Genomic DNA, 23834 nt, shown 5'->3' with positions numbered 1-23834 from the left:
GCTACCTTCAAACTTAAAATTCCTCCAGCGGTATAAGTTATAGCCATAGGAAGGGTGAATACTCCTTTTTATTATCAAAATGGGCAGCCAGTTTTCGAATTTGAAGGGTAATAATATCTTTTAGAATCCACTGTTCAGATAGTTGATTATAGTTAAACTTGCTATTTATCAGTTTACTGAAAGCGGTGATGATAATTTTCATACCATTCTTGGTGAGAGAAACGGGGAGAGTAGAATTATCCAAATCGGAATTTTCATCATCGGGCAAAGTATTATAAAGAAAGTGTTCCAGGCGAATTTCTTTACGGTTTATCAGTGATATAACCATATTATCTATCAGAGGTCTGAATTCTTCCATAATATCCAGAACGAGAGATTGTCTTCCATAATCCAAATCATGTAAAGCTCCGTAATAGGGATCTAAGCCACAGATATAAGCAGCGCACATAACTTGATTCATCAGAAAAGTGTATGATAAACTAAGCATAGCATTTACTTCATCTTTGGGCGGTCTTTTATTTCTTCCGGAAAAGGGGAAATCCGGATTGGCAATAAGATCAGGAAAGGCAGCAAAATAATTTTTAGCAGCAATTCCTTCATAGCCAAGTAAAATATCTTTAGGTAGAATTTGAGTTTTGAGCTGAGCCAACAATGCCTTATTTTTTATATAGGCAAAGGTAAGGGATTCAGCTTTATTTCGCTTTTTTCTTTTTGCTAAATGAAGCAAGGAATTTTCAATCTTCCCCCGGATAATAAGATTAGCAAGATAAACGCGATTTTCCGGTTCATTAAGGTATTGGAATTGATTAACCCGTAGCATAACATTTTTACCAAATTCACCCACCAAACGACCTTTAAATTTTCCGTAATAGGAAAGGAAGACAGTATCAATGCGGTTTTTAAGGAGATAGGTAACAACCTGTGAAGTTAAACCAATATTACCAACCAGAATCAGCTGGATAATATCCTTTGTATGAAACCAGCGTAGTAACTGATTTCCTCTATAAACATAAAGACGATCACCTTTTTTACAAATGTGAGAGCCCTGATCGGCAATATAAACAACCGGCATTATTCAATCCTTTTGATATTAACAGCAATAACGGAATCCTTCTGTTTTTTGGGATCATAACTGCTTTCCGCAATAAAGGATACTTTTGTATCTGGGACAATATATTCCGGGTTAAATAAGCAAGCTGAAACTTTAAAATAGAAGCTTTTATTACCGGAATTGATAAAACCGGCTTTTTTATGGGGCAACAAATTAGCAATATAACCAGTTAAACGCTCATTTTCAGCATAAGAGATTTCGGCAAACCAAGGTTTTAGTTCATTTAATATATCTTTAAAGGGAGGTAGTTTTTCGGGAATTAGGTTATATTTTGCTAATTCCTGTTTTTGGGAAGGAGAAATATTCCATCCTTTTTGAAAGCGAATAGCGGCAGCAAGAGAAAGAATTTTAACAGCTTGAGGATAATTTTTGGTTTCCACTAATAGCTGATACAGAAAATCCCAGAGATGGATTTTCATTTCTGCATCTCCAATAGCAGAAGAAGCCATTGCGGCATAACTAAGAGCTTTTTCTGGTTCATTTTTTTTATAAACAATTTGGCTTAATTCGTGAAATAAAAACCAATCCTTCTTTTTCTTGATTATTTGCTTCATAATTTCTTCTGCTTGTTCATATTCACCTAAGTAATAAAGAGATAGAGCCAGACGCCTTTTTATCCAGATCAGATTATCGGAAGAGATAAACAAAGCTGCTTGGTTACTATCAGCATTGGTAGTTGCTTTATTTTGAGCGTCATTAAAAGTAGTTTGCCTTTTTGAATTTGAACTTAATTCTAAAGCACGTTTACAGCAAGCTATGCAGCGGGAGTAATTTTTTTCCATATAAAGTGCCTTGGTATAATAACAAATAAATCGTTCTTTGGGGGAAGCAAGCGTTTTACCGTTTTTTTTCAATTGAACAGGTTTATCATCCAGTAAATCAAACTTTAGCATATCCAGCAATTGAATAGTTAGTTCCGGGGTAATTTGTTTATTTTGGGAAAGATAGGAAAAGATAGATAAAGAAAGGGGATTTACTTTTTTATTACAATCGGTTATGAGTGCCATTTTATCAAGAATAGGAATTGCTTCTTCGGGAGAAAGGGTAGCGGAATTTTTAAAATAGGCAAAATATAAACTCCAGGCATAGCTTTGTTTGATGGAAGCCCAACAGTTTTCTTTGGAGCAAAGTTCTTCTCCCAAAGCTATTGCTTTTTGGTATAAACCAAGCTTATTATAGCAATCCAGTAAAAGAGATGCCAAAAAATAGTTTTGGGATAGGTCTTCATTTAGAGAAGTTTCCAGTATGGGCAGGGCATCTTTATAATTGCCTTGTTTCATAAGGTTCCAAGCATTGTTTACAATTTCCGATTTCTGGTTCATAATATCCTTCTAATTTAGCTTTAGGATTAATTTTACGCTATTTTCGGAAGTGATTTTTTTCAAGATTCCATAAGGAGTTATAAATTCTTCCACTCCAATATGTTCAAAAAGCTCTAAGATTTGTTTTTCCAGTTGTTGGAGAGTTCCACTTAGTTCATTATTTCTACGCTTAATATCCAGATATTTATAAATTGTCTCTTTGAGCATTAATTCATTATTTCCGGAAGGAGAATAATTTGCAGGTGAAAAATCCTCCAAATGCACAAGAGGATGATCGTAACTGGACATTTTAGCTGTGAAATCACAAAAGCAATCATAATCAAGACCGTTGCAGTTTAAGTAATTGCGTATTTTGTTGCAGCTTATTACATTACTTTTCAGGGGAGATTTTAAAAGATCTGAAGGTTCGCAATTACTGCATTTCCTGAGATAGTAGTTTACGATATCGGGTCCTCTTTCCAAGTGACCAACACAATGGATCAGCACTTTTTTCTGTTCCTTATTTAAAAGATGGTGTGTTTCAATCTCCTGGCAAATAAAAGCAAGAGCAGAACAGTGTTGTTTCAGCCAAAGCCATTGGGGATCAAGTTCCGGGGGAGTATTAGAACCTAATAAGGGAACTTCTATCTTGTTTGTTTGCTCTTCATTTAAAGCATAATCCGTTTTGCCAAAGGAAAAATCCGGTTGTAAGGAACATAATGCAGACATAAAATCAGCGGGAGAAATTAAAGGAGGTTGTTTTAAAAGCATAGTAAGAGGTAGCGGCTCCAAAACACCATCTTTCAGATTAAAAAAATTACTTTTCAAACCGGAAAAACGATGTATTCCTCCCGGAAGCTTGATCAAGCTACCAAAATTATTGGCAGAAGTTCTTGTTTGTTTCGGAAAGACCTCAATTTTCAAAGGAAAAGAACTGAGATCAATTTGGGAGGCAAGTTTCAAGGCAAAACTTCTGGCAATAGCCGCGCTGGTAACTTCCTGTAAAAATAACCAAATATGATAACCCTTATAACCACTATATTCATAGACGGCTTTTAGATGAAAGGTTTGTAAAATATTATCAAAATTACTTAGCACTTGCAGAAAACCGTTATCTATCCATTCGCGAAAATGAGGATCATGCAGATCATCAAGATAATCATTAATTATATCAATATCAAAGACAATCCATTTCACTTGATTATTCAATGTTAATTGATACACACCCAAGGTCTGAATACCTTGTAAATGATTACGGATCAATACAGGATTTAGAGGTTCCATAACAGGAGTATAACCTGTCTTACCTTTATCGGAAACCCATTGCCTGGAATGGCAATTTTCCCTCCCCGCAAAGAGAGTAAGATAGCTGTTTATTAGAATAGGATCATCTATACATTCCGGTTCAACAAGGGAATCAGCAACAGAAATTTCTATATCCGGATTAGGTGGCTCCAAATCTATTCCATAACTTAAAGCAAGAGAGAATATATTTTCAGCAAGCTCATTTTGTCCATTTTCAGTATAATAGCTATGTAAAAGTAAATAATACTGCTTTTCTTGAGGGTCACTTTCCAAACATTGCTGTAAAAAATCTAAATATTGTTCTTTTTGCTCCAGCGAATCCAGCAATTCCAGTTTCAACATTTTGGCGTTCTTGTTATGAGAATCAATTTGAATAGCTTTTTCCAAACAAGCAAGAGTGTTATCTTTATCTCCCAAAAGTTGAAAACAGCGAGCCAATTCTACCAGTTCGGAACTTTGCAGATTTTCAACAGGCAGCATATTTAAAGCGAGGTTATGAGCCGTTTCAATATCTTCTTTAATAAAAAGATTATTAAAACGCACCCGGAAAGAATGAAATTCATTTTCCGAAAACTTGATTTCTTTACTTCCCAAGTTAGTGATGTTATCTAAAATCATCTTTTACTCCTTTGTTTGTTTTTATTCTGGAATTTTTAACTAATAATTACACAGTTCTACTTTTTAGATATGGGGAGAAGTGAAAAAAATTGGACAAATTTTTTAGAAAGCCGAAAGCAGAGAGCAAAAGAACTAATAGAATTAGATCTTACCCTATTAGATATCGTGGTGATGCAATGGCCATTAGGTGCAAAAAGCCGAAGAGGCACCACGGCATCTCCACCACAGATAAGTAAGGAAAAAGTGTAGGAGTTCAAAGTTCAAAGTGCGGGAGTTCAAAGTTCAAAGTGCGGGAGTTCAAAGTTCAAAGTGCGGGAGTTCAAAGTTCAAAGTGCGGGAGTTCAAAGTTCAAAGTGCGGGAGTTCAAAGTTCAAAGTTCAAAGTGCGGGAGTTCAAAGTTCAAAGTAAAGCAAACTGTTTTGATTGACAAAAAAACAAAGCTATTTCATAAGGAAAAAAACGCAAAAGAAGGAAATCAGTATGGAAAAGAAAAATACCTTCAATCAAGGTTACCAAAAATGGCGAAATGATGGAGAAAATGATAAAGACATAATTTCTCTGGAAAATGCCTTATGGACAGTACTGAAACAGCCGAATTTGCTAAGCAGCGACAAAAAGCTACAATATCAAATTTTTACACTAATCCGGATGTTTTTGGGTAAAAGGCCTGTTCAGTTTAAATTGCTGAAAGATTTATGTCTCAAGGCAAGTTTGGATGAGGGAGAAATGTATTATTGTTTAATGGGGAAAATAATTGAGAAGATGTTGCCTCAAGTAGACAAGCTGAAAAAGAAAGAAAAAGAATTGGGTAAGGAAGAGGACTTTGGCAAATATCTTTACAAAACTGCGGAAAATATTACAAAGCATTGTGTGGAAGAATTCATTAATGAACTAATGGAAGACAAGATTAATCATATTTTAAGAGAAGAATACTATGGGAACTACAACAATAAACAATTTATAGATTTACCCTATATTCAATATGATATTGTTAACCGATATAAAGCTAAACTACTGGTAATTATAATAAATGAAGAATGGGACAAAAGAGAAATAAATGTTTTATGCCATGAATTGGAAGAACCAAGTAAAGGAGGAACAAAGCGTTTAAGGGATGAAAGTAGGGATAATATCTATAAACTGCACGAAAGAATCAGAAAAAAGTTTAAACAGACATTGGAAAACAATAATTTTGATGACAATGTAGGTCGCCTTTTTATTTATAACTTCCTGAAAAAAATATGTCAGAGCTGTCCACCTTACCCTACATATAAAAAAGAAAAGGGCGAATAAAGATAAGGAGTTTATAATGAACGAAAAAGATAAAGAACTTTTATACCAGGCATATTTGGAGGGTATTAAAAAAGAGACAAAAACGCCCCCAATAGAACTGGAAGATAGGGAATTATTTCTGCCTGAAGATGCAGAATTCAGTTTTCCAGAGCCCAAACAGTATCCCGATCAATTACCCGGTAGTATTATAATGCTTGAAAATAACGATTATTTAATTTGCTGTTTAATAATAGACGAAATGGGAAAGGATCGGTATTTAGCTTATAAATTAAGCCCCTATACTGTTTTTGCCAGTGAATTTGACATTTTGTTTGCAACCGACAGCGGAAAATACATTCTGGAAACAGATAACTACTTTTATATTACAGAACAAGAAATTGAAGAGGCAATAGAAATGGATTTTATTGAAAGAAAGAATTTGGAGAAGTTGAAATTAGAACTGAAAAAAGAGCATCCAATTAATAAAAATATAAATACAGACCTGGAAAGTCCCGAAAACAAATTCCGGATTATGGAACATAATATTACCTTGGAATTAAGATGCAGACAAAGCAATCCCCTAATTTGGATTCCTCAGATTGAACTGCAATATAAAAGAAAACCTGAAGATACTTTGCAACTTGCGGCTGCCGATAAACATATAGCACAATTTGCTCTGGGTATTATTTCTCCTGATATGAAGAAGCTCAATGACTATGCTTATTTTGCTGAGAATTATACATTGCAAAAAGATGAATGCCATAATTTACTATTACTTCCGGATGAAAATCTGATTGATAAAAAAGCGGAAATTCGTTGTGGAAATATAATAGTGTTTAAAGGAAAATTGCCTAAACAAATTGTCCTGGCAAATTTTGTGCCCTTTTTCCCAAAACAGGCACAAGACCTTTTGGATATAAAGCTTAAGGTGCTTTGAAGGAAGGGTTCACGCAGATTTCGCGGATGACGCAGATTAACAAATGAGAATAAGTATGGGATGAACAGGATAAAAAGGATTTACAGGATTTTGAATATAAGAAATGAAGACAGAACAAAAAAAGTTCCGTAGGAACGATAGATAATAACAACGGATTTTAATCCGGTGAATAAAATAACCATAACTCATTTAGAAGTAGCCGGGTTTTAACCTGGCGAAGAGAGAGTAAAATAGCAGGATAAAAAAAAGTTCCGAGGAATAGGAAATATAAAAAATGCCAAAATTTAACGAAACAGCCGATAAATATTTAAAAAGCGGTTCAGCAGAAGCAGAACTTATAATTTTGCAATACATTCAGCAAGATAGAGTTTCAGAAGATGATGAAGAGTGGGTTTATAATTTACTGGAAAAAGCAAACAACCCGTATATAAAGCTGAATGCTCTGCTTTGGCTTTCCGCTAAGAGAAAATATTTAACCCAGTTAAGTAAGCTTTGGGGAATTTCGGAAAACGAACTAAAATCCCTTAGCCAGCAACAACCTAAAATAGGTCTTTTCCCGGCGGTAGATAGCCGGAAAAATGCTTTTTTAGCAAAAGTATTTGTATATAAACTGAAATCCGAGGAACCGATAGCATTAGCCATTTTAGGCGATAAAATTGAAAACTTCAGCTATTTGGCACAATTAGGAAAGCAAAACTGCCTTATCGGTTTTAATAAAAATATACAGGGAAATTCCTGGCAACTGGCAGTTTTGGCAACTTTGCTAGTAAAAGATGAAAAAATAATCTCTAAAATTGCCTATAGCGGTATTGTTTTGCCCTCCGGAGAAATTATTACAGCAGAAGAAATTGAATACAAAAAGCGCTGCTGCCAAAACCTGGTGCATAGAATAAAAAAAATTGAACAGCTTGATGCCTGGTTAAATACTGAAACCATTCCCCTGCCTGTTATTCAATATCAAGGTGAAGAGAATGAACTAAAGCGTTGGCAAAAAGCAATGGAACAAAAAGTGCAGGAAAAATTCAGCTGGTTTAGCTATGAACTATTGGAAGATTTTTACGGTATCACAAATAGTGACCTGGCTATTTTCGGTAATGGCATTCTTCCTTTTGAAGCCAATGCCTGGCAAAAATTGCTGCAAGAACAGGTGAAAGATAAATTCAAACTTCTGGAAGATAAGGTGATGCCGAAGAAGGTCTTATGGTTTTATGCCGGACAAATAAGCACTTTGCAATTGGGAATTGGTGCTCTTTTCGGATTTAAAAGAGCAGTAAGTATTTTACAAATGGAATTTTCCAATACTACTTACCACGAGGTTTTTATCCTCTACGGAAAAGAAAATGCCAGGCAACTGAAAAATGTTTCTGTTAAAAAAGAGGACTACCAATATATCCAAAGCGAACTATTAATTAATGAGCCACATAAAAACGAACTGGGTTTCATTATTTATCTGGGAAGCCATAATCCGATTGGAGAGGCAAAAGCATATTGTCAAAAACAATTACAGATAAATAATTTCTTAATTATACAAGCCAGAGAAAACCAAGGGGTAATGGAAACAAGCCAAAACTGGCTGCCATATTTGCAAGAAATAAATTCTGCTTTAAATACAGCCAGACAAGAATATCATTGGGAAAGAATTCATTTGTTTCAGACAGCTCCTACCGCACTTTGTATGGCTTTGGGAATTGCTGTAGGACATTTTTTGCCAGTTGATGTTTATCACTATCAGTTTAATGCTGAAGAGCCAAAATATCGGTGTGTGTTCTCCCTGGATAAAATGTTAAATTTATGAGCTAAAATATGAGCCAATTAATCGTCTCAATGGGTAAAACGAGTCATTTGATTGCAGAAGTGGTGGGCTTTTTAAATTATCAACAATACCCTCTGTATTGTAACCATAAAAATTTTGAAGCATTGCAGGCAGAAATAGATGAGAATCAATTGAAACCGGTAACATCTATCACGATGATTTGTACTGAAGATAGTTTTACAACCAGCAAACAAGAGGTAGAAAATTGGTTAACAGCTCAAAATTTAAATATAGAATTGCAATTTCATAAGTTAAACCAACTGACCGATATATTAAGCCAAAATGATGCCAGAATGATGAGAAACTTAATTTATAGCATCGTTTATAAGGTTTATAAAACAGGAAACACACAAGACCTTTATCTATGCCTTAGCGGTGGCAGAAAAACAATGAGCAGTGACATACAACAAGCTGCATATCTATTTGGGTGCAAAGCAATGATTCATATTTTAGCCGAGGGGATGGTGAATTTTGATTTGGAGACAACACCGGAAAATATAGCTTATCAAGAAATAAACAAAATAACCCCGGTTCTTTATAATAAAGATATTCCTGCCGGTAAACTGGCAGAATTAATGGAGGACAATGAAGTTAAACTTCCTAAAGCTGAAATTACAGATAATATATATAGCTATAATGATGAAGATACCTCCTTTCTGGATTTGGTAGAAAAGCTACAAGCACAACAGGATAATCTTACAATCAACTATTATAATAAACTGCGCTATTCTGAACCCGCTTCCAATTTTCAAATTCTTCATCTGTTAAATCCCGACAAAATAAATGAGCTGAAAAAGAAATATATAAACGGAATTGATAACAGCAAACAAGACCTGAGGTGGCTGTATAATTTACCCAAAACTGATTTACATTGTCATTTGGGTGGTTTTGCAGATACTAAAGGATTAATTAAGATTGCTACAGCAAATGCTAAATATTTAGGTAACAGCTTAAAGGAAAAAGAACTGGAAAGAGAAATTACTGCTTCTATCCAAAAGAAAAACCTTAATGAGCTGAGAGCAACCTGGAAAGCAATAAATATGCAGGAAAATAACTTACGCTGCTTAGATAGCAGTTTATATTTACTCTGTTTTGAGAACAATGAAAATTTGCTGGAACAGGTTATCTGGGGAGATATGCTTCAGGAAGAAAACTTTATAGCAATCGGCTTAAACAGATATGAGGAGATTGGCGATTTTCAGGGTTCTACCCTATTACAAACAGAAGAAGCATTACGAGAGATATGTAAGCAATTGAAAGATGATGCAAAAAAGAATAACCTGCTTTATAAGGAATTAAGATGCTCACCTTGTAACTATACCAATAATTTAAAAGCAACTGAAGTGGTGGAAATATTGTATGACGAATTGAAAGATGCAGAATGCGTTTTCCGTTTAATTATCATCGGTAGTAGACATAAAAGCCCTAAAATTTTAAATGAACACATCAATCTGTGTAAAGAATTAAAAGGACAAAATGGGAAAATCAGCGATTTTATCTGTGGTTTTGATTTGGCAGGGCCGGAAATGGGAGAAACAATTTCTTTAAGAGAAAAAATATTACCTCTATTGGAGGATTGCCTAAGAATTACTATTCACTCCGGAGAAACTACTTCTGTTAAAAATATGTGGAATACAGTGTATAACTTAAATGCCGATAGAATTGGACACGGGTTATATTTGCAAGATGATGAAAACCTGATGGAAAAACTGAAAGACAAGAGAACTGCTATTGAACTTTGTCCCAGCAGCAATTTTCAAATAAAGGGATATCGGGACTATAGTATTAATTCTACTTCTAAAATGTGTATTTATCCTTTGAAACAATATTTACAAAAAGGGATAAAGGTTTGTATTTGTTCTGACGATCCGGGAATTTCCAGAACCGATATCAGCAAAGAATATTTAAAAGCGGCTAAAATGACAGAAGGCGGATTAAGTAAATGGGAGATTTTAACTCTGATTCGGAATAGTTTTGTAAGCTCTTTTCAAAACAAAGAACAGAAGCAGGAACTAATCAAAAAAGCCGAACAAAAAATAATGCAATTAGTGTAAGCCCTCCAAAAGAATATCTAAAACCATAGTATCTTGCTCAAAATGACAAAAGACCCTTTTAGCATCTTTATCTGCCCAAGCGTCAAATTCGTGAGTGCTAATTCCTTTAGGGATTTCTAATTTTTTCAGGTCTAAAGAAGCGGGATTGGGTTTATTTTCCTTTTCCATAAAGCAACTGACTTCATCAATACGCATATTCAGATTATAAAAACGGTCTTTCTCCAAGTCCTTGGTACTTTTCCAGAAGCTCTCACTGTATTTTACTTTCGGGCTGATGGAATCTAACAGCTTTTCGGAATAGAGGTCTTTGCGGAAATTATCCCAAACAATCTTTCCATAAGCAGAAAGAGTTGGTTCACCATAAAGCTTGAGAATTAAACTCTCCGGAATTTTATTATATTCCTCTTCAGTAACAGACAAACCATTGTGCAAACGGCGAAAAACAGTTATATACTCTTTCAGATAATCATCAGGAACTAACTTTACAGGTAAAGCCGGTATCCTCAACAAAGAATCGGAAAATTCAAATACATAAACTGTTTCATCAGCGTAAAACATCCCCAGCGATTGCAGAAAGCAAAGAATGGATTTGAAACCGCCAGTAAGGTTAAAGATTAATTTTTGCTCAGAAAGTAACCCTTCTTTAATAGTCATTATTTGGCTAACCAAATCACTTAATGCATATTGAAATCCTTCACAATCGTAGGTCTGCAAATCCTTAATCTCCATAATCCTTACATCTTTAACATAATTTTGCAGAAAACTTTTTACTATCTCACAGGCACTTCTTCCAATATAAGTATCACTCGGTAACAAATAATGAATATCCTTTGCAGCATTACGCAGATTATCATTATAATAACGAATAATGCCATTCAGCTCGGCAGACCTTTTTTTTACATCTTCCATAGAGGAAGACAGCAACAATTCTTTTACCTCTTGAATATAAGAAGAAATTTCCTCTCGCTGGTCGGAAGGAATCTCTTCTAACTTTTTGCAGTTAGAGAATTTATTAATTTCGGGAGGAAACTTCCCTTTAGTAAAAATACTGGTTCCGACCGGCGAAAGGATAATAGAATTCATTTTTTCTCCTCTATATTAAAAAGTTAATCTCATCCAACCCATAGGTAGATTATTGACCATCTTACTTTGCCCAAATTCTAATTATCTTATTTATAAAACTCAAATTTAAGCCAGCCAATAGGTTTTTTATCCACTAAACTTATGGTTTTTGGAAATTCACTACTGGGAGTTTGGATTTGTAATAAATTTGTTCCAGCTCCCTTTCCGATATGAAGGATAAAATTACCTGATCGATTATTAGAAAGAAGTTTTTTTAATTCCAGAATAATTAGTTTATATGCATCTTTTATTTCGGGATTAGTTATTTTTTTATTAAGTTCTTCAATTTTATTATAATAAAACCTATTTATGGTTTGGAATATAGCAAGTATTTTATCAATAATCTTCATTTGAGGAGGAAAAAGATACTGAATACCTTTATGTTGCAAGAAATTATCCGATAAAGTTAAAGTCGTTTTAGTTATTGGCAATTCTGACGGTTTAATTGTTTCTGCGTATATAGGAGCAGAAGATTTATTCTTGTCAATATAGATTCTTTCAATGCGTTCAATATCCAGATAATTATCAGATAAGGGAGCATCACAAATTTTTAAATATTTGAAAGGGTCAGAACTAACAGTTGCCTTTTTTTCATTCTCACCTGCTAACAATTCAAATTCAAAATCGCTTTTCAAATTTTTTAATTGGATTTTACTTTGTAAAGCAGCAATAATAGCGGAACGAATAGCTCCCTTTACAGAACTTCCTGGAATATAAGGAACCCCTAATGCATTTTTGGTAAAAGCCCAAATTTGATTCTGATTATCAGGATTTTTAATATGCTCTAAAAAAATAGATTCAATATCTGGATTTACAGGATAGCGACTTAAATACAGATGGTTATCGGGATCAAAACAATCATATAAATACCTCAGTATAGATTTATAATCTTCAGATTCAAGCACTTTATTAAATTCTGCACTTGCTGTTTTTTTGAGATATTCAATATAAGCGATTTGATTTATATTATAAGCATAACCATTCTTGATAACAAAACTAAAGGGGTCATAAGTAGAGCCATTCCCAATATGAACATAGCTTAAGGGAATCACATTATATTTGATATTTCCTTCTCTAATCATTGTTCCTCACTTATCTTAATTGGTATACTAAAAGAATACAGGTTTTGAACAATATTCTCGGTGGGATGGATATTGCTTAGTAACGAACCTACCGGTTTTTTATCCTTGCCTTGGGCAAAAAATACAGCTCCTGGTTCAATAATATAGATCGGATATTTGAAAGGTGTCTTCTGAATAGCAAAATCACCTCCTACTTTACCAAACTTAGTTTTAGAATTATAGGATGCAATAGTGCTATCTGTTGAACTGGGAACCATATTGGAAAGATTAAGATAAGCATTATTCTGAGGACAATCCTGCCAATGAAATTCTTCTACCAGAATTTCAAATTTGCCTTTACCGGTGTTCTTATCCTTGCCAAATCCATTCTGTTCAATGAACTGGAATATTTCCTTGATTTCAGATTCGCCAAAATAATCCGTATCCAACCAGGATTCAAAGCTGATGTCATTATAAAATACGGTAGAGCTGGCAAATAGTTCTCCGCTTCCGGTAGTGGTGCCGGTTATCCTATCTATCATATTGTGAAACTCTATTATTTCCTCTTCGGATTTAGGATTAAATTTGGGGTTACCTCTGTTTTTCAGTATTTCTTTACCTTTCACCAGTGATAAAGATTTCAAATCATTTTTTACATCATAGACAAAATTCTTTTCTTGTAGGTCTTTTCTTCTTATCCACTTATCTTTTTTCAAATCCTTAAGCACTTGAGAAATTTCCAAATCCGTAATTTCATTCAGCTCTCCTTTCAAAGTTTGCCTTATTTCATCCAATAATTCATCCTTTACGGGAATAACCGGTTTGGGTAAAGAACCTGCTGGAAAAGCTGAAGATAATATTAGACAAGGTGCTTCCTTAAGAGCATTTAAGAAGTCCGTAAGTTTATTCTTATCTTCCCATAAGTAATTTACAGCCCAGCAAAGATGACCAAAGATTGTATCGCTCTGCAAAGGCGTGGAAAGAGAAGATAAGGGTTTCCAGGATATTTTCCAGGTAGTCATTACGACCTCCTACAGCTGAATTGATTTTAAATCTATAGAAGCTCCATCAACTTGAAGATCAAGAAATTCTATTCTACCACTTCCTCTGGAACCTGAACCGCCCAAAGCATCATTTTCCAAAAGCTTTAAGCCCTTTTTGATTATTTCCAGATTATCTTTATCACTGTCTTCGTAATTTTTCAGCACAATATGCAAATCAAAAACCACACCTGCAGGCACTCTTTCTAAAGATCTTAGACCACCTTTTTTCGCTGTTCCTGTAATTCTGTCAATAGTTACTTCGGTTTTTGTTTCTACAAAACAGGAAAGCATTTTTTCTTTCAGATATTCAAGATCTGTAATTAAATTACCAGTTTCATCTCTTGCCCCAATTATATTACAATCGGAAAAAATAATCCGGGTAGGTTTGGTATCAGTACTATTTTCAGTATGCTCAAGATGCCCAAAAATTATGGCTATTTTATTTTCTCTCTCGTTAACTTTTAATCCTGGTATCTTACCATCGCCTTGAACAAAGTTATTATAATGTTCCAGTAAAAATCTCATCTTCCCTTTTAATGAAGAACCCGGAATATAGGGCATATTGGTTAAGGGATTCTTTATTACGGGATTATCAATACCACCAATTTGCATAGTATCCTTATTGCCACCAATGTGTAAACCGCTTCTAAGCAATATTTTTCCAGTAATTATGTTAGTTGTGAACATTTTTATTCTCCTTTATCATTTGGAAAGAAACCAACTATGGCTTCCATAATTAAGCAGGCATTTTCAAATTTTTTGATATCTTCGCCTATTTCTTTAACTAATTTAGTAATAAAAATTGTGAATTCATGTGGTATCTTGCTTCTTCTATCTTTTGAATTTATTTCTTTATAATTGGCTTTAGCAACAAGAAGTTTTATCAAAATTAATTTCTCTTGCTTATGCTCTGTTGGAAGTTGCTTAATCCGCAGGAATTCATTATAAAAGTTTCTCAATCCTGTAGATGACATCTTTTTATCACTAAAATCTTTTGAAGTGATATTTGCTTTTTCGCCAACCCAGTCCAGAATTAAAGAACCGTCCTCTTTAAAAAAGGGTCCATATTGTTTCTTTACACTATCGGGTGGGGTATTACGATTTTGTTGGTAATTATACATTTTTATTCTCCTTTGTTTTTATCGTTCTTGTTTTGTTGCGGTTTTTGTAAATTGTATGGCAGAGAGGGATTCTTAAATACTTCATTGTGTTTCCCTCTTCCAAACCGGTTAAACTTCTAAGTTTATTTACAATTTCAGGATTTGTAAGTTTATTGTCCTTCATTTTTTCTATATTCCTTTTGATATCGTAGTTGAGAAGGGACTCATACAAAAAGTTGCGATAGTTTACATTTTCTTTATTCAGGGTTTCCAGATACATTTGATGGTAGGTTAGCAAGCGATATAGGAATTGAAGAGTTAGCTCTTCTTGATCTAACCAATTATTTAATTTATCAGCAAAGTCCAATAAATCGGTTAATTTATCCCACTGGACAATGGTTTCATAGAGGTGCAAAGAATTCTTATGCGGTTCCTGCTTTGCGTCTTTCAATCTTAATTCTGTAGAATTAATTGAGAACTTTATTGGCTCTTTGGAATGAGCCAAAGTAATTGCCGCAGAGAAATGAATATCCGGATTTTTAGCGCAGAACTCATTGAACTTTTCATTTAGTTCTGAAGCGAAAGCTATTACTTTTTCATAAGCTCCAATTAAGCAGAAATCATCTCCACCCGAATAAATGGTATAAATGGAATCCTGATATTGCTTTTTTATCAGAGCCGGTAGATAGGCACTGAAGAAATAATCCAGCATAAAGGACAGGGTTGAATATTCGGTGATGGAGCAAATTGGATTTCCAGAATCATCTTTTTGCCAACCGCGGCTTATAATATAACCCAGATTATCTACATCTCCTTTCATTACAGCATTGTCTTGCAAACCTTCATTGTGTTTAGCAATTTCATCAAAAGTAGAAACCTTGCCATTTTTTATGGGAACTTGGGTAGCAAGATAGCGTTTGGGAATTTGGAGGTTTTTGTTTTCTTCACTGAGGCAAAAATAATGCTCTTTTCCTTTAAGCGCCTCCGGTTCATCTGCTTTTACCTGAGAAAAGTTCATTCCGGCAAAGTGGATATAAGTATTTTTATCCTCTTCACCCTGCCAAATCTTAAATAATTTGTTTTTATTCTCAGCCAGATTTCTCCCTAAGTTAATTTCCTGTAAGCAATGATGGCAAACGCGGGGGTTTTCTTCTTCCGGGCTTTCAATTTCTCTATATTTTTCGTTTGATTTATCATCGCAATTTCGCCGTTTACAAAAATCGCATATCTGGTCGGAATAAAGATTATCGTGATTGATAACGAAGTTTTCGGTTTGCCACTGATTATCCTTTTGCAGATAAGCAGAAAACCTGTTCATTTTTTCTTTTTCCAAGAACTCATATACCCGATTCATTGTGTTAATAAAATGTTCTTTCCCCAGGTCAGCCAAGCCCAGCTTTGTTTCCCAGCTAAGATTAATACTAACCAAACCCAGAAACCTGGTAAACATTTCTGCGTTTACAGTCCTCTTCACTTCTTCCAATTTTTGCTCATTTTCTTTAGAGTTATTGGCAAGAATAAACCACCTTCCACCCTGGCTGGAAATAATGCTTAAGTGGCTTAAATCAAGTTCATTGATAACTTTATCCGCCAACATTTCCATAATCATCTGAATCTGAAAAGAACGCGAACGCAAGAGCTTACTGGCTTTGGAAGAATTTTCCGGATTGAGGTCGTAAAGGTAATTCTGAATACCATTCAAGTCAGCGGCAATAATTATAAAGGGAGGTTCACTATGTTCTTTACATTCATCTTGAGCATATAAAGCAGCGGAAATGGCAGCACTATTATGCAGATGATGATATAACGAACCAATGGGTGTAGATTCCATAGTATTTGCCGGAACACACCAGAAATAGGTTTTCAGCAAGCTATCTACGGCATCAATAAATTGAGGAAAATGCTCCGTTTCAAAAGTGGCTATATTTTTCTTTGCCAAATCATTATAATATTCACATAGAGTTGAATAATCCTTTTCAAAGCTATCAAAGAGAGCTTTGTAAGCAGCTCTTTGGTCAATTAAATCATTACTTTCCTTAGGAAAAGCATTATCCGGAGTCAACTTCTGTAAGGGATATGTCCATTGAGTAGAGTTAGTTGCAGTTTTATTTTCCCCGGTGCTTACCTTACTGAAAACAGAATAGAGTGGCACTTTCAGATAGCGTTGCTTGTCGGTAGATGATTCTTCTGGCTCTTCTCTATCCCAACTGGAAGAAATTTGATCTGCCTGCATAATCATATCCAAATAATGGTCATAATTATGCATTTCCCAACTGTCCTTGCAGTGATGAGAGCTGGCTAATTCTACAATTGATTCCCAATTTCCTTCCGGTAAAGTAAGCGGATGACTATCCAGAAAATCCGCAGTCCACATCGCATGTTTATAAGTAAGGTAATTATTAGAATCCTTCCGACATTTCTCTTTATATTTGGGAACATCAGAACAGCCAGCTCTTTGCATCACTTTTCCTACATCATGCATCAGAGCAGCGAGGACGATATGATGAATAGATAAACTCATAATCACTCCTTATTCTTCAGCTTTTTTGGTTGTTTGAAGAAATGTTTTTCCCATAGTTGCAATAGCGGTTGCAACGATAACGACGATTTTGATTGTTTTAGTTTTCATTTTTTACCTCCTAATGAAGTATATTATTTTGGGAATCTTGTATTCCTACTTGAATATATGCTTAGGGTGGAGATTTATCTGACAAATATATTTCCTTATTTTGGCTTGGTGTGGATTTATTTTCCGTAACAGATTGATTTTCTGATAAGTTGCGCAAGGCAAATTCGCCATTGCCAAAAGTGCATTGTTTACCGGTATGTAAGTATCTGCCTAATTTCAACATACCTATCATTTCGGGAGAAACATTGGCTAAAACAACACTACCAAGCAAACCACCAATGCTCATTTTACTTTCTTGCCGGAAGGAAACCCTGATTTTTTCGCTCCAATAGGTATTGGCTTCTTTTATTTCCACTCCGTCCAAATTTATCTGTTCCGGAATATTCAGTTCGTTTCTATTAAAGTGTTCATTGATAAAGCGAATTCTATTGATTAAACTCTTGGCAAAGGGTTCCCACATAAATTCACTCATCAGCTTGCCTTGATGTTTTTGGCGTAAAGGAGTTGTGAAGGTAATCTCCAATAAGGGAACTTCCTCAGGTCGGAAATAAAGCATTTTTAGCGTAGGACGTGTAATCATTTCACTATCTGCACTATAAATTTGGTTGGAATTCAGATCTTCAATTTTCTGCAGGGTTAATCTGTATGAATTACCTTCCCTCTTTAGAAGCATATTGTTGGTATTAATAATGGAATAAAGAAGTTTTTCCAGATGATCACAGACCCAACCGAAAAATTTAAACTTGGCTTCAATTAGATAGGGACTAATAACCCTGGATTGAATAATATAAGGATGGTATTGATCGGAAGAGGAAAGCTGTTTCTCGAATAGGACATAATAAGTGCAATTTTCCAAAGGGCATTCACTACATTCCAATTGCTTCTGATAACAGTATATTTTGCGTAAACCTCGCCCCCACAAACCTCTAATTGCGGAAGACAAATCAGTTATCATTCCGATAGGTTGATCAGTAAGATAAAAAGCCTTTATCTCTAAATATTTCATATCTTCCCCTGCAATTACTAGATAAATATGTGCTAACTTTAGGTCAAGGAAAAAGTGAAAGTTGTGTCTCAAAGGTTAGTATAAATTAGGTTAAGCCAGATGAAGAAAAGGGTTGAGGCGGATTCCTGCACTTTGTTTTGACGGTTTTAATAAAACTAAAAGACAAGGAGAAGATCATAACTCAACCGAAGTTAAAAAAAGATGAAAGAGCGGAAGTAGCACATTGGAGTAGAATCAAATGCACCAACTTAATGGAGTGCTTAAATGAAGAACTCAAGCGAAGAGAGAAATGTTTCAGGATATTCCCGGATGAAAAGAGTTACCTGCGGCTGTTTGGTGCTATCCTGCATCGCTTTTCAGAGGACTGGATAAGCAGGAAGCGACTATCTTCATAAATGCAATTAACATTCCATTTATCACTCTTTATAGAGGAAAAACTAAATCCCTGTCGTTCTTCGGGAATTAAGTAAGGAATCAATAGCACCTTTTCTAACCTTTGCCTGTTAGATAATTTTTCGGGAGCTTATGACTAATGACTACCAAGAATATTTTATAAAATAAATCTGTGGAAAATAAGCGAAAAAAAAAGCGGGAACTAAGTCCCGCCCTTGTTTACATATTTGCCGTCAGCTTATCCGCCCCGGGAACATTATCCATAAACCCGTTGGATACAGCGGAGGAAATAGACAGAATGTCGTCGCCTACGGTTTGCAAATCCGAATAAGTAAGTGTTGATAGGTCAATATGTTCCGCATCCGCACTGGCAAATTGGAACATCATTTTTACCCACAACGCATAGGCAGTAGCCGGAAGTTTTCCTTTGGGTGTTAAAATGGAATGCATAGCAGCGTATTGTTTCAGTTCTACTTTGTAGCTTTCCGAAACATCTCCATAAATAACAGCCAGGTTCTTCATCTTGCTACCAATCAAATCGTTTTGATCTGTAAGCCGAGGAACTACATACCTGCGTGCAATACACACGCGGTCTTTGAAATAGGAACCAAAGGTTAACTCATCCAGAGTTCCACTATAGGTTCTAATGCCGTACTTGAATTTAACCTTCATAATAGAAAGCCCTCCTTAAATATTTGGTTTTTATATTTCCTGCGTCAAGTTCTCATATCCGTTAACCTCACGCAGAAGTCCTGCTTCAATAGCGTCTTTCACACTTTTGCAGGGCAGGTTATCGGATGTAATTTGTTCTCGGGTAATTGTTAATAAATCAACTGCTGGATTTTGCTTTGCCAGCGCATACATCAGCGTTAAATATACATTTTGCCAGCTCATATAATGTCTTTCGCCGGGAGAATAATCATAGAGTGCAATATAAACTCGCAGGTCTTTGATAAAACCTTCTGATGGCTTCAGGGACTTCAAATTTCGGGTAATTGCTCCCAAACGCCGGTTTGCTGCCGTTGTCTTAGGTTTCACCCATTTCCTGGCAATCATTTTGCCTAAGCGTTTGTTGTAATAATATACCATTCCATCGCAGTTACCGCAGAAGAGTAATTCAAATTTGGATTCTACAATCATTATTTTATCCTCCTATATATATACGCCGGAAATTTAGCCCCTATTTCCTAAATATTTTCGTTTCCCGCGGTACTCACGCAGATTTTATTTTCTCTTTTTCTCTTTTCCTCTTTGTAAAATTCTCTCTTTCTCTCTTTTCCTCTTTGTAAAATTCTCTCTTTCTCTCTTTTCCTCTTTGTGAAACTCTCCTCTCCCCCCTCTTCATTCTTCCCTCTTTTTTTTCTAATAATTTCTCCACTCTTTTCTCATATTTTACTTGACAAGATATTGTTTATCTATTATTGGTATTAAGTATTTAGTTACTATAAGGAGATGAATATGAATAAGCCCGTTGAACCTATCCAAACAATGCTGCAGACCTATCCTAACTTTAAGGGTAGCAAAGTGATAGACCTGCTTTATGCCCATCCTGATACCCCGATTCCGGCTGCGGATATGGAATTGGCTCTTAACTTACAAATTCCTCCTGATTTCATAAACCGCAACCGTTACCGTTTTGCCCCTATTCGTATGACTGATGAACAGACCTTGCGCTGTGTAGATAAACGCCTGAACCGTCTTATTGAACTTAAGGCATTCAATGCTACAACCGCTTATGACGACGAAATTCAAGCCCTCATTCGGTATCGCAAGGAAACCACTTTGCCTACAGGTAAAATAAAATGCTTTAATGATGACGATTCCAAGGCATACGACCGCCTGCGCAAAGATATAGACACCCTGCTGAAACAAGCGGAAAAGGATGGCTACAGCGAAGCAGTGGCTATTGTTAAGCGCTGTCTTCACAGGGGACTAAATTTTTTTTGGGATAGCAGATGTTCAGAGACATAAAGAATGATAATCATAACTTATTTATAGAGAAGATGATAGAACATTATCGCTTATTTTCTCAATATAGCTTATAATGAACCAATCTAAACATAGATAATAAAATGGCGATAAAATATTAAGAATCAGCTTGACACATTAATAACAATAGTATTTATGGCAATAATAATATGGATGGAGTTAATCATTAAAAATGAGGATAAGGATTATGAACTAATAATGTAAATTCTAAAAAATATTTAATAAGGAGGTACTACCTTAAATAAGATAAGTATTATTATGAAAAAAAGCTATTTTCACAAGAAGAAAAAAAGAAGAGAAAAAATAAAATATAATTAATTGAGGATTAAAAATGTTAAAAGGGATTATTAAAACAAAAGTGAAAGTACCTAATTTTTCGCCTAACTATGATGCAGAACAGCCCGAAAACAAGAAGAAAGGACACCAAGCAATTGTTTTCGTGGATTTGAATAATGCTTGGCTTTATTACGAACAACTGGGTTATAAACTGGTTACATTTACTTTGGAAGAGAAAAAGGGTAAGAAAGTAGTCAGTAATATGCCTCAGTGGAAAAATAGTTCTTTATCGGTAGAGTCAATTAAACAGGAACATAATGCGATAGCCATCATTACTGGTGAGGCATCTCAGCTGATGGTGATTGATATTGATAAAAGAGATGCAGATATTTATGCTTTACTCGCAGAATACGGTCTGGAAATTGACAATTATTGTTATGCCCTTACACCCTCCGGGGGAATGCATATTTATCTTAATTTATCGCACTCGGAATTGTGGAAAAAGCGTTATGGGCGTAAAACGCTTACTACTACAAACAAGAATATAGGTATTGATATCCGGGCTGAGGGTGGGCTGATTTTTGCTCCCCCGTCCATCGTAACGAATGGAGGTTTTTATGAGTGGGTAAATATGCCTGTAAACAAAGAGGATACGGATTATGATCCGAATAAGCTTATCCCTATTATGGATGCTATATTTGGATATAACAATAATCCTACACCTTTGGCACCTATCCAAAAAACAATAACAAAATCTTATTTCCCTTTTACTTATTATCCTAATATTCAGGATAATTACGACCAAGCCGCTCAGTTAATTAGAAAACTGAACGGTACTATTATTAATTATAATGATTGGATAAGGATGGGAATAGCGCTGAAGAATGAATTCGGGAAGAGGGGTTTATCTCTTTGGCTGCTGTTTGCCGATAATTCCGCTTATCAGGATACAGAAGAGTATCTGATAAAAAAGTGGAATTCCTTTCCTATAACCGATGATGTTCATTTCGGAACTTTCATCTATCTAACCAGAGAATATCTGCGGTATGAAAATACTTATAAAGGAGGAAAAATATATGCAGTATAGTACAATGCAATCTATATCCGAACAAGACATTTTACCCGAACCGATTATCGGCGGGAACAAACAGGAAAGCAAATTTAATGTAGATTTACTACCTGATTTTTTGAATGATTACATAGGGATTGCCCAAAAGGGATGTAATGCATCTGCTAAAGCTTTAGTGGCATCCTGGTTGCCTGTTATCTCCGTTCAGCTTGGCAATAATGTATATATGGTGAACAATAGCCATAAAATCTATCCTAATTTATGGGTCATTTTAATAGGACCTTCCAGCCAATCTCAGAAAAGTACAGCAGCGAATATGGCTATATCAACTCTAAATCCCTATTTAAGAAGTTTAGACAATAAAAGCGAAACGGATTATAACAAATTAAACCCTATTATAGGCAGAGTAACTCAAACTAAACTCGGGTCTATGCTGAAGGAAAATCCTAGTCGGCTTTTATTTTTAAACGAATTCGGAAATCTTTTAGAATTAGCACATTCTTCCGGAAATAAAGGAATGATTCAAACTTTAACTGATCTTTATGACCGTAACGAATACAATTATAATTCTATGAGTAATAATATTATTCCTAAAGATTGCGCCTTATCGTTTCTTAGCTGTTGCACGGATTCCAGTATGCAACAATATTTTAAAACAAATGCCGACCAGAACTCGGGCTTTTTACAAAGGGCTTTATACTGTATTATATCTCCTTCATCGGAAAATACGGATATAACATTTAAGGATAATACTGCTTGCGCAGAAGAAATAGAAAATTACGAAAAGATATTCAACTTATTTAGAAATATTCCCGGTCCTTTTGAAATCAAATTAAGTGAGTCCGCTAACAAATACGCTACTGACTATGTGAACCCCCTTAAAGATGAAATTATTAATGAATATGGCAATAATGTCTGGTCTTATGGTGTCAGAATTTATACTCAAGCTTTTTTAAAAATATCTATAATCATTTTTATGATGGAAAATATAGATGACCTAAGAAATGCTATGGAAACGGGCAAATGGGCTGATTTTTTTAAATCTGCACAAATTAACCAGGAACAGGTAACCCAAGCGTTATTGTTATGTGATTATTTCTTTAATGATGTCTTGAAATTCATTAATATCATTGAATCCGGTAAATTAGAGAACGAAGCAAAAATCATAGAAAAACTATATCTCTGCCCTGATTACAAGGCAACACACTCTGAATTAATGAGAAAAACCCATCTTAATGCTAATAATTTTAAAAAAGCTATAAAAACCTTAATCCAGCAGGATGCAATAACTGTAAGAGAAGAAAAATCTTTAGGAACTTACAAGAAGAAATTAATTTATACTCTTAATCCTATCGCCTGGGATATGTATAATCTTCCCCATAAACCTCGTTAAATTTAACCCATCAACAATAGCCCCTCGTTATTATGGCGCAGGGGCTATTTTTATTTATCGGCTATGGGTTACAGTCCTGAACAAAGAATTAGACGGCTTATTCGCTTGTTATTAAAGCTGTCCCGAAATAGCTGGTTTCTGGAAAGCCAATATAAGCGTAAATATTAGCTATTTTAAGCTACAATCCCTACTAAAGGTTACATCATCCTATATCTGAAAAAGGAATAAATGGGATTGGGGGTGTAAATTAGACAAAACCTGAAGGCAAAATTTATATAAATTCACATAAAATTCACAGTAAAATTTACCCTCAAGTCCTTTATGTTATCTATTATACATCAA

The 23834-nt window shown here is 34.9% G+C and carries 21 protein-coding genes; 8 read left to right on the top strand and 13 right to left on the bottom strand.

Annotated features, from left to right (window positions below):
• Positions 1 to 37 precede the first annotated feature (37 nt).
• Genes cas1 through CLOAM_RS04080 form a run of 3 tightly spaced genes read right to left on the bottom strand, consistent with a single transcriptional unit; the run spans position 38 to position 4335 of the window.
• Entirely contained in the window at positions 38 to 1072 is a 1035-nt protein-coding gene (gene cas1, locus CLOAM_RS04090; protein ID WP_015424594.1) for a CRISPR-associated endonuclease Cas1, read from the bottom strand.
• On the bottom strand, positions 1072 to 2433 hold the full coding sequence (locus tag CLOAM_RS04085; protein ID WP_015424593.1) for a DUF7017 domain-containing protein: 1362 nt from the start codon (positions 2431 to 2433) through the stop codon (positions 1072 to 1074). Before CLOAM_RS04085 ends, cas1 begins: the two co-directional genes overlap by 1 nt.
• Before the next feature lie 9 nt (positions 2434 to 2442).
• Positions 2443 to 4335 carry a CRISPR-associated primase-polymerase type A1 gene (locus tag CLOAM_RS04080; RefSeq protein ID WP_015424592.1) on the bottom strand — a complete coding sequence of 631 codons (1893 nt, stop codon included), beginning with the start codon at positions 4333 to 4335 and terminating at the stop codon, positions 2443 to 2445.
• A 480-nt stretch (positions 4336 to 4815) separates the two neighbouring features.
• Here CLOAM_RS04080 and CLOAM_RS04070 point away from each other — a divergent pair, with 480 nt between their 5' ends.
• The 4 genes from CLOAM_RS04070 to CLOAM_RS04055 all read left to right on the top strand — a co-directional run bounded on the left by CLOAM_RS04070 (position 4816) and on the right by CLOAM_RS04055 (position 10411).
• The gene (locus tag CLOAM_RS04070) at positions 4816 to 5628 is read left to right on the top strand and encodes a hypothetical protein (protein WP_044278915.1); all 813 of its coding nucleotides are present in this window, start codon (positions 4816 to 4818) and stop codon (positions 5626 to 5628) included.
• Positions 5629 to 5644: 16 nt separating this feature from the next.
• Positions 5645 to 6544, top strand: coding sequence for a hypothetical protein (locus CLOAM_RS04065; protein WP_015424588.1), 900 nt, complete (start codon positions 5645 to 5647; stop codon positions 6542 to 6544).
• A gap of 274 nt (positions 6545 to 6818) precedes the next feature.
• Positions 6819 to 8339 carry an SAVED domain-containing protein gene (locus CLOAM_RS04060; protein ID WP_015424587.1) on the top strand — a complete coding sequence of 507 codons (1521 nt, stop codon included), beginning with the start codon at positions 6819 to 6821 and terminating at the stop codon, positions 8337 to 8339.
• 8 nt (positions 8340 to 8347) lie between these two features.
• Complete coding sequence (locus CLOAM_RS04055) at positions 8348 to 10411, top strand: CRISPR-associated ring nuclease (RefSeq protein ID WP_015424586.1); 2064 nt, start codon at positions 8348 to 8350, stop codon at positions 10409 to 10411.
• Here the strand turns inward: CLOAM_RS04055 and CLOAM_RS04050 are convergent.
• The 7 genes from CLOAM_RS04050 to cas6 all read right to left on the bottom strand — a co-directional run bounded on the left by CLOAM_RS04050 (position 10403) and on the right by cas6 (position 18372).
• A complete protein-coding gene (locus CLOAM_RS04050) occupies positions 10403 to 11494 on the bottom strand; it encodes a putative CRISPR-associated protein (protein ID WP_015424585.1) in 1092 nt (363 codons plus the stop codon). The genes CLOAM_RS04055 and CLOAM_RS04050 overlap by 9 nt on opposite strands.
• A gap of 86 nt (positions 11495 to 11580) precedes the next feature.
• Positions 11581 to 12615, bottom strand: coding sequence for a type III-A CRISPR-associated RAMP protein Csm5 (gene csm5, locus CLOAM_RS04045; protein ID WP_015424584.1), 1035 nt, complete (start codon positions 12613 to 12615; stop codon positions 11581 to 11583).
• The gene (gene csm4 / locus CLOAM_RS04040; protein ID WP_015424583.1) at positions 12612 to 13616 is read right to left on the bottom strand and encodes a type III-A CRISPR-associated RAMP protein Csm4; all 1005 of its coding nucleotides are present in this window, start codon (positions 13614 to 13616) and stop codon (positions 12612 to 12614) included. The genes csm5 and csm4 overlap by 4 nt, the downstream gene beginning before the upstream one ends.
• Before the next feature lie 9 nt (positions 13617 to 13625).
• Positions 13626 to 14324: a type III-A CRISPR-associated RAMP protein Csm3 gene (gene csm3 / locus CLOAM_RS04035; RefSeq protein WP_015424582.1), complete on the bottom strand. Its 699-nt coding sequence runs from the start codon at positions 14322 to 14324 to the stop codon at positions 13626 to 13628.
• A 2-nt stretch (positions 14325 to 14326) separates the two neighbouring features.
• Positions 14327 to 14758, bottom strand: coding sequence for a type III-A CRISPR-associated protein Csm2 (csm2, locus tag CLOAM_RS04030; RefSeq protein WP_015424581.1), 432 nt, complete (start codon positions 14756 to 14758; stop codon positions 14327 to 14329).
• Positions 14751 to 17258: a type III-A CRISPR-associated protein Cas10/Csm1 gene (gene cas10 / locus CLOAM_RS04025; protein WP_044278913.1), complete on the bottom strand. Its 2508-nt coding sequence runs from the start codon at positions 17256 to 17258 to the stop codon at positions 14751 to 14753. Before cas10 ends, csm2 begins: the two co-directional genes overlap by 8 nt.
• A gap of 169 nt (positions 17259 to 17427) precedes the next feature.
• The gene (cas6, locus tag CLOAM_RS04020; protein ID WP_044278912.1) at positions 17428 to 18372 is read right to left on the bottom strand and encodes a CRISPR system precrRNA processing endoribonuclease RAMP protein Cas6; all 945 of its coding nucleotides are present in this window, start codon (positions 18370 to 18372) and stop codon (positions 17428 to 17430) included.
• Positions 18373 to 18623: 251 nt separating this feature from the next.
• Between cas6 and CLOAM_RS10110 the strand changes: the two genes are divergently transcribed.
• Positions 18624 to 18767, top strand: coding sequence for a transposase (locus CLOAM_RS10110; protein WP_408605118.1), 144 nt, complete (start codon positions 18624 to 18626; stop codon positions 18765 to 18767).
• Positions 18768 to 18984: 217 nt separating this feature from the next.
• Here the strand turns inward: CLOAM_RS10110 and CLOAM_RS04015 are convergent, their stop codons facing one another.
• The 3 genes from CLOAM_RS04015 to CLOAM_RS09635 form a co-directional block, all read right to left on the bottom strand.
• Positions 18985 to 19437, bottom strand: a complete 453-nt coding sequence (locus tag CLOAM_RS04015; RefSeq protein WP_015424578.1) for a hypothetical protein — start codon at positions 19435 to 19437, stop codon at positions 18985 to 18987.
• Between the two features lie 30 nt (positions 19438 to 19467).
• Positions 19468 to 19905 carry a hypothetical protein gene (locus CLOAM_RS04010; RefSeq protein WP_015424577.1) on the bottom strand — a complete coding sequence of 146 codons (438 nt, stop codon included), beginning with the start codon at positions 19903 to 19905 and terminating at the stop codon, positions 19468 to 19470.
• Positions 19906 to 19978: 73 nt separating this feature from the next.
• Entirely contained in the window at positions 19979 to 20143 is a 165-nt protein-coding gene (locus CLOAM_RS09635) for a hypothetical protein (RefSeq protein WP_157860001.1), read from the bottom strand.
• Positions 20144 to 20223: 80 nt separating this feature from the next.
• On the opposite strand from CLOAM_RS09635, the gene CLOAM_RS04005 reads away from it, so the two are divergent.
• From CLOAM_RS04005 to CLOAM_RS03995, 3 genes are all read left to right on the top strand, one after another.
• Entirely contained in the window at positions 20224 to 20736 is a 513-nt protein-coding gene (locus tag CLOAM_RS04005; protein ID WP_044278911.1) for a hypothetical protein, read from the top strand.
• Positions 20737 to 21085: 349 nt separating this feature from the next.
• Complete coding sequence (locus CLOAM_RS04000; RefSeq protein ID WP_015424575.1) at positions 21086 to 22117, top strand: bifunctional DNA primase/polymerase; 1032 nt, start codon at positions 21086 to 21088, stop codon at positions 22115 to 22117.
• Entirely contained in the window at positions 22107 to 23492 is a 1386-nt protein-coding gene (locus CLOAM_RS03995; protein WP_044278910.1) for a DUF3987 domain-containing protein, read from the top strand. Before CLOAM_RS04000 ends, CLOAM_RS03995 begins: the two co-directional genes overlap by 11 nt.
• Positions 23493 to 23834: the final 342 nt, after the last annotated feature.

The organism is Candidatus Cloacimonas acidaminovorans str. Evry (assembly GCF_000146065.2).
GTDB lineage: Bacteria > Cloacimonadota > Cloacimonadia > Cloacimonadales > Cloacimonadaceae > Cloacimonas > Cloacimonas acidaminivorans.
Note: the sequence above shows the minus strand (reverse complement) of the source record. Positions and strands in the feature narration are given on the sequence as shown.

Bases quoted from the DNA above. Each gene is read 5' to 3' on its own strand.
- cas1 (WP_015424594.1), bottom strand. From the start codon at position 1,072: ATGCCGGTTGTTTATATTGCCGATCAGGGCTCTCACATTTGTAAAAAA.
- CLOAM_RS04085 (WP_015424593.1), bottom strand. From the start codon at position 2,433: ATGAACCAGAAATCGGAAATTGTAAACAATGCTTGGAACCTTATGAAA.
- CLOAM_RS04080 (WP_015424592.1), bottom strand. From the start codon at position 4,335: ATGATTTTAGATAACATCACTAACTTGGGAAGTAAAGAAATCAAGTTT.
- CLOAM_RS04070 (WP_044278915.1), top strand. From the start codon at position 4,816: ATGGAAAAGAAAAATACCTTCAATCAAGGTTACCAAAAATGGCGAAAT.
- CLOAM_RS04065 (WP_015424588.1), top strand. From the start codon at position 5,645: ATGAACGAAAAAGATAAAGAACTTTTATACCAGGCATATTTGGAGGGT.
- CLOAM_RS04060 (WP_015424587.1), top strand. From the start codon at position 6,819: ATGCCAAAATTTAACGAAACAGCCGATAAATATTTAAAAAGCGGTTCA.
- CLOAM_RS04055 (WP_015424586.1), top strand. From the start codon at position 8,348: ATGAGCCAATTAATCGTCTCAATGGGTAAAACGAGTCATTTGATTGCA.
- CLOAM_RS04050 (WP_015424585.1), bottom strand. From the start codon at position 11,494: ATGAATTCTATTATCCTTTCGCCGGTCGGAACCAGTATTTTTACTAAA.
- csm5 (WP_015424584.1), bottom strand. From the start codon at position 12,615: ATGATTAGAGAAGGAAATATCAAATATAATGTGATTCCCTTAAGCTAT.
- csm4 (WP_015424583.1), bottom strand. From the start codon at position 13,616: ATGACTACCTGGAAAATATCCTGGAAACCCTTATCTTCTCTTTCCACG.
- csm3 (WP_015424582.1), bottom strand. From the start codon at position 14,324: ATGTTCACAACTAACATAATTACTGGAAAAATATTGCTTAGAAGCGGT.
- csm2 (WP_015424581.1), bottom strand. From the start codon at position 14,758: ATGTATAATTACCAACAAAATCGTAATACCCCACCCGATAGTGTAAAG.
- cas10 (WP_044278913.1), bottom strand. From the start codon at position 17,258: ATGAGTTTATCTATTCATCATATCGTCCTCGCTGCTCTGATGCATGAT.
- cas6 (WP_044278912.1), bottom strand. From the start codon at position 18,372: ATGAAATATTTAGAGATAAAGGCTTTTTATCTTACTGATCAACCTATC.
- CLOAM_RS10110 (WP_408605118.1), top strand. From the start codon at position 18,624: ATGGAGTGCTTAAATGAAGAACTCAAGCGAAGAGAGAAATGTTTCAGG.
- CLOAM_RS04015 (WP_015424578.1), bottom strand. From the start codon at position 19,437: ATGAAGGTTAAATTCAAGTACGGCATTAGAACCTATAGTGGAACTCTG.
- CLOAM_RS04010 (WP_015424577.1), bottom strand. From the start codon at position 19,905: ATGATTGTAGAATCCAAATTTGAATTACTCTTCTGCGGTAACTGCGAT.
- CLOAM_RS04005 (WP_044278911.1), top strand. From the start codon at position 20,224: ATGAATAAGCCCGTTGAACCTATCCAAACAATGCTGCAGACCTATCCT.
- CLOAM_RS04000 (WP_015424575.1), top strand. From the start codon at position 21,086: ATGTTAAAAGGGATTATTAAAACAAAAGTGAAAGTACCTAATTTTTCG.
- CLOAM_RS03995 (WP_044278910.1), top strand. From the start codon at position 22,107: ATGCAGTATAGTACAATGCAATCTATATCCGAACAAGACATTTTACCC.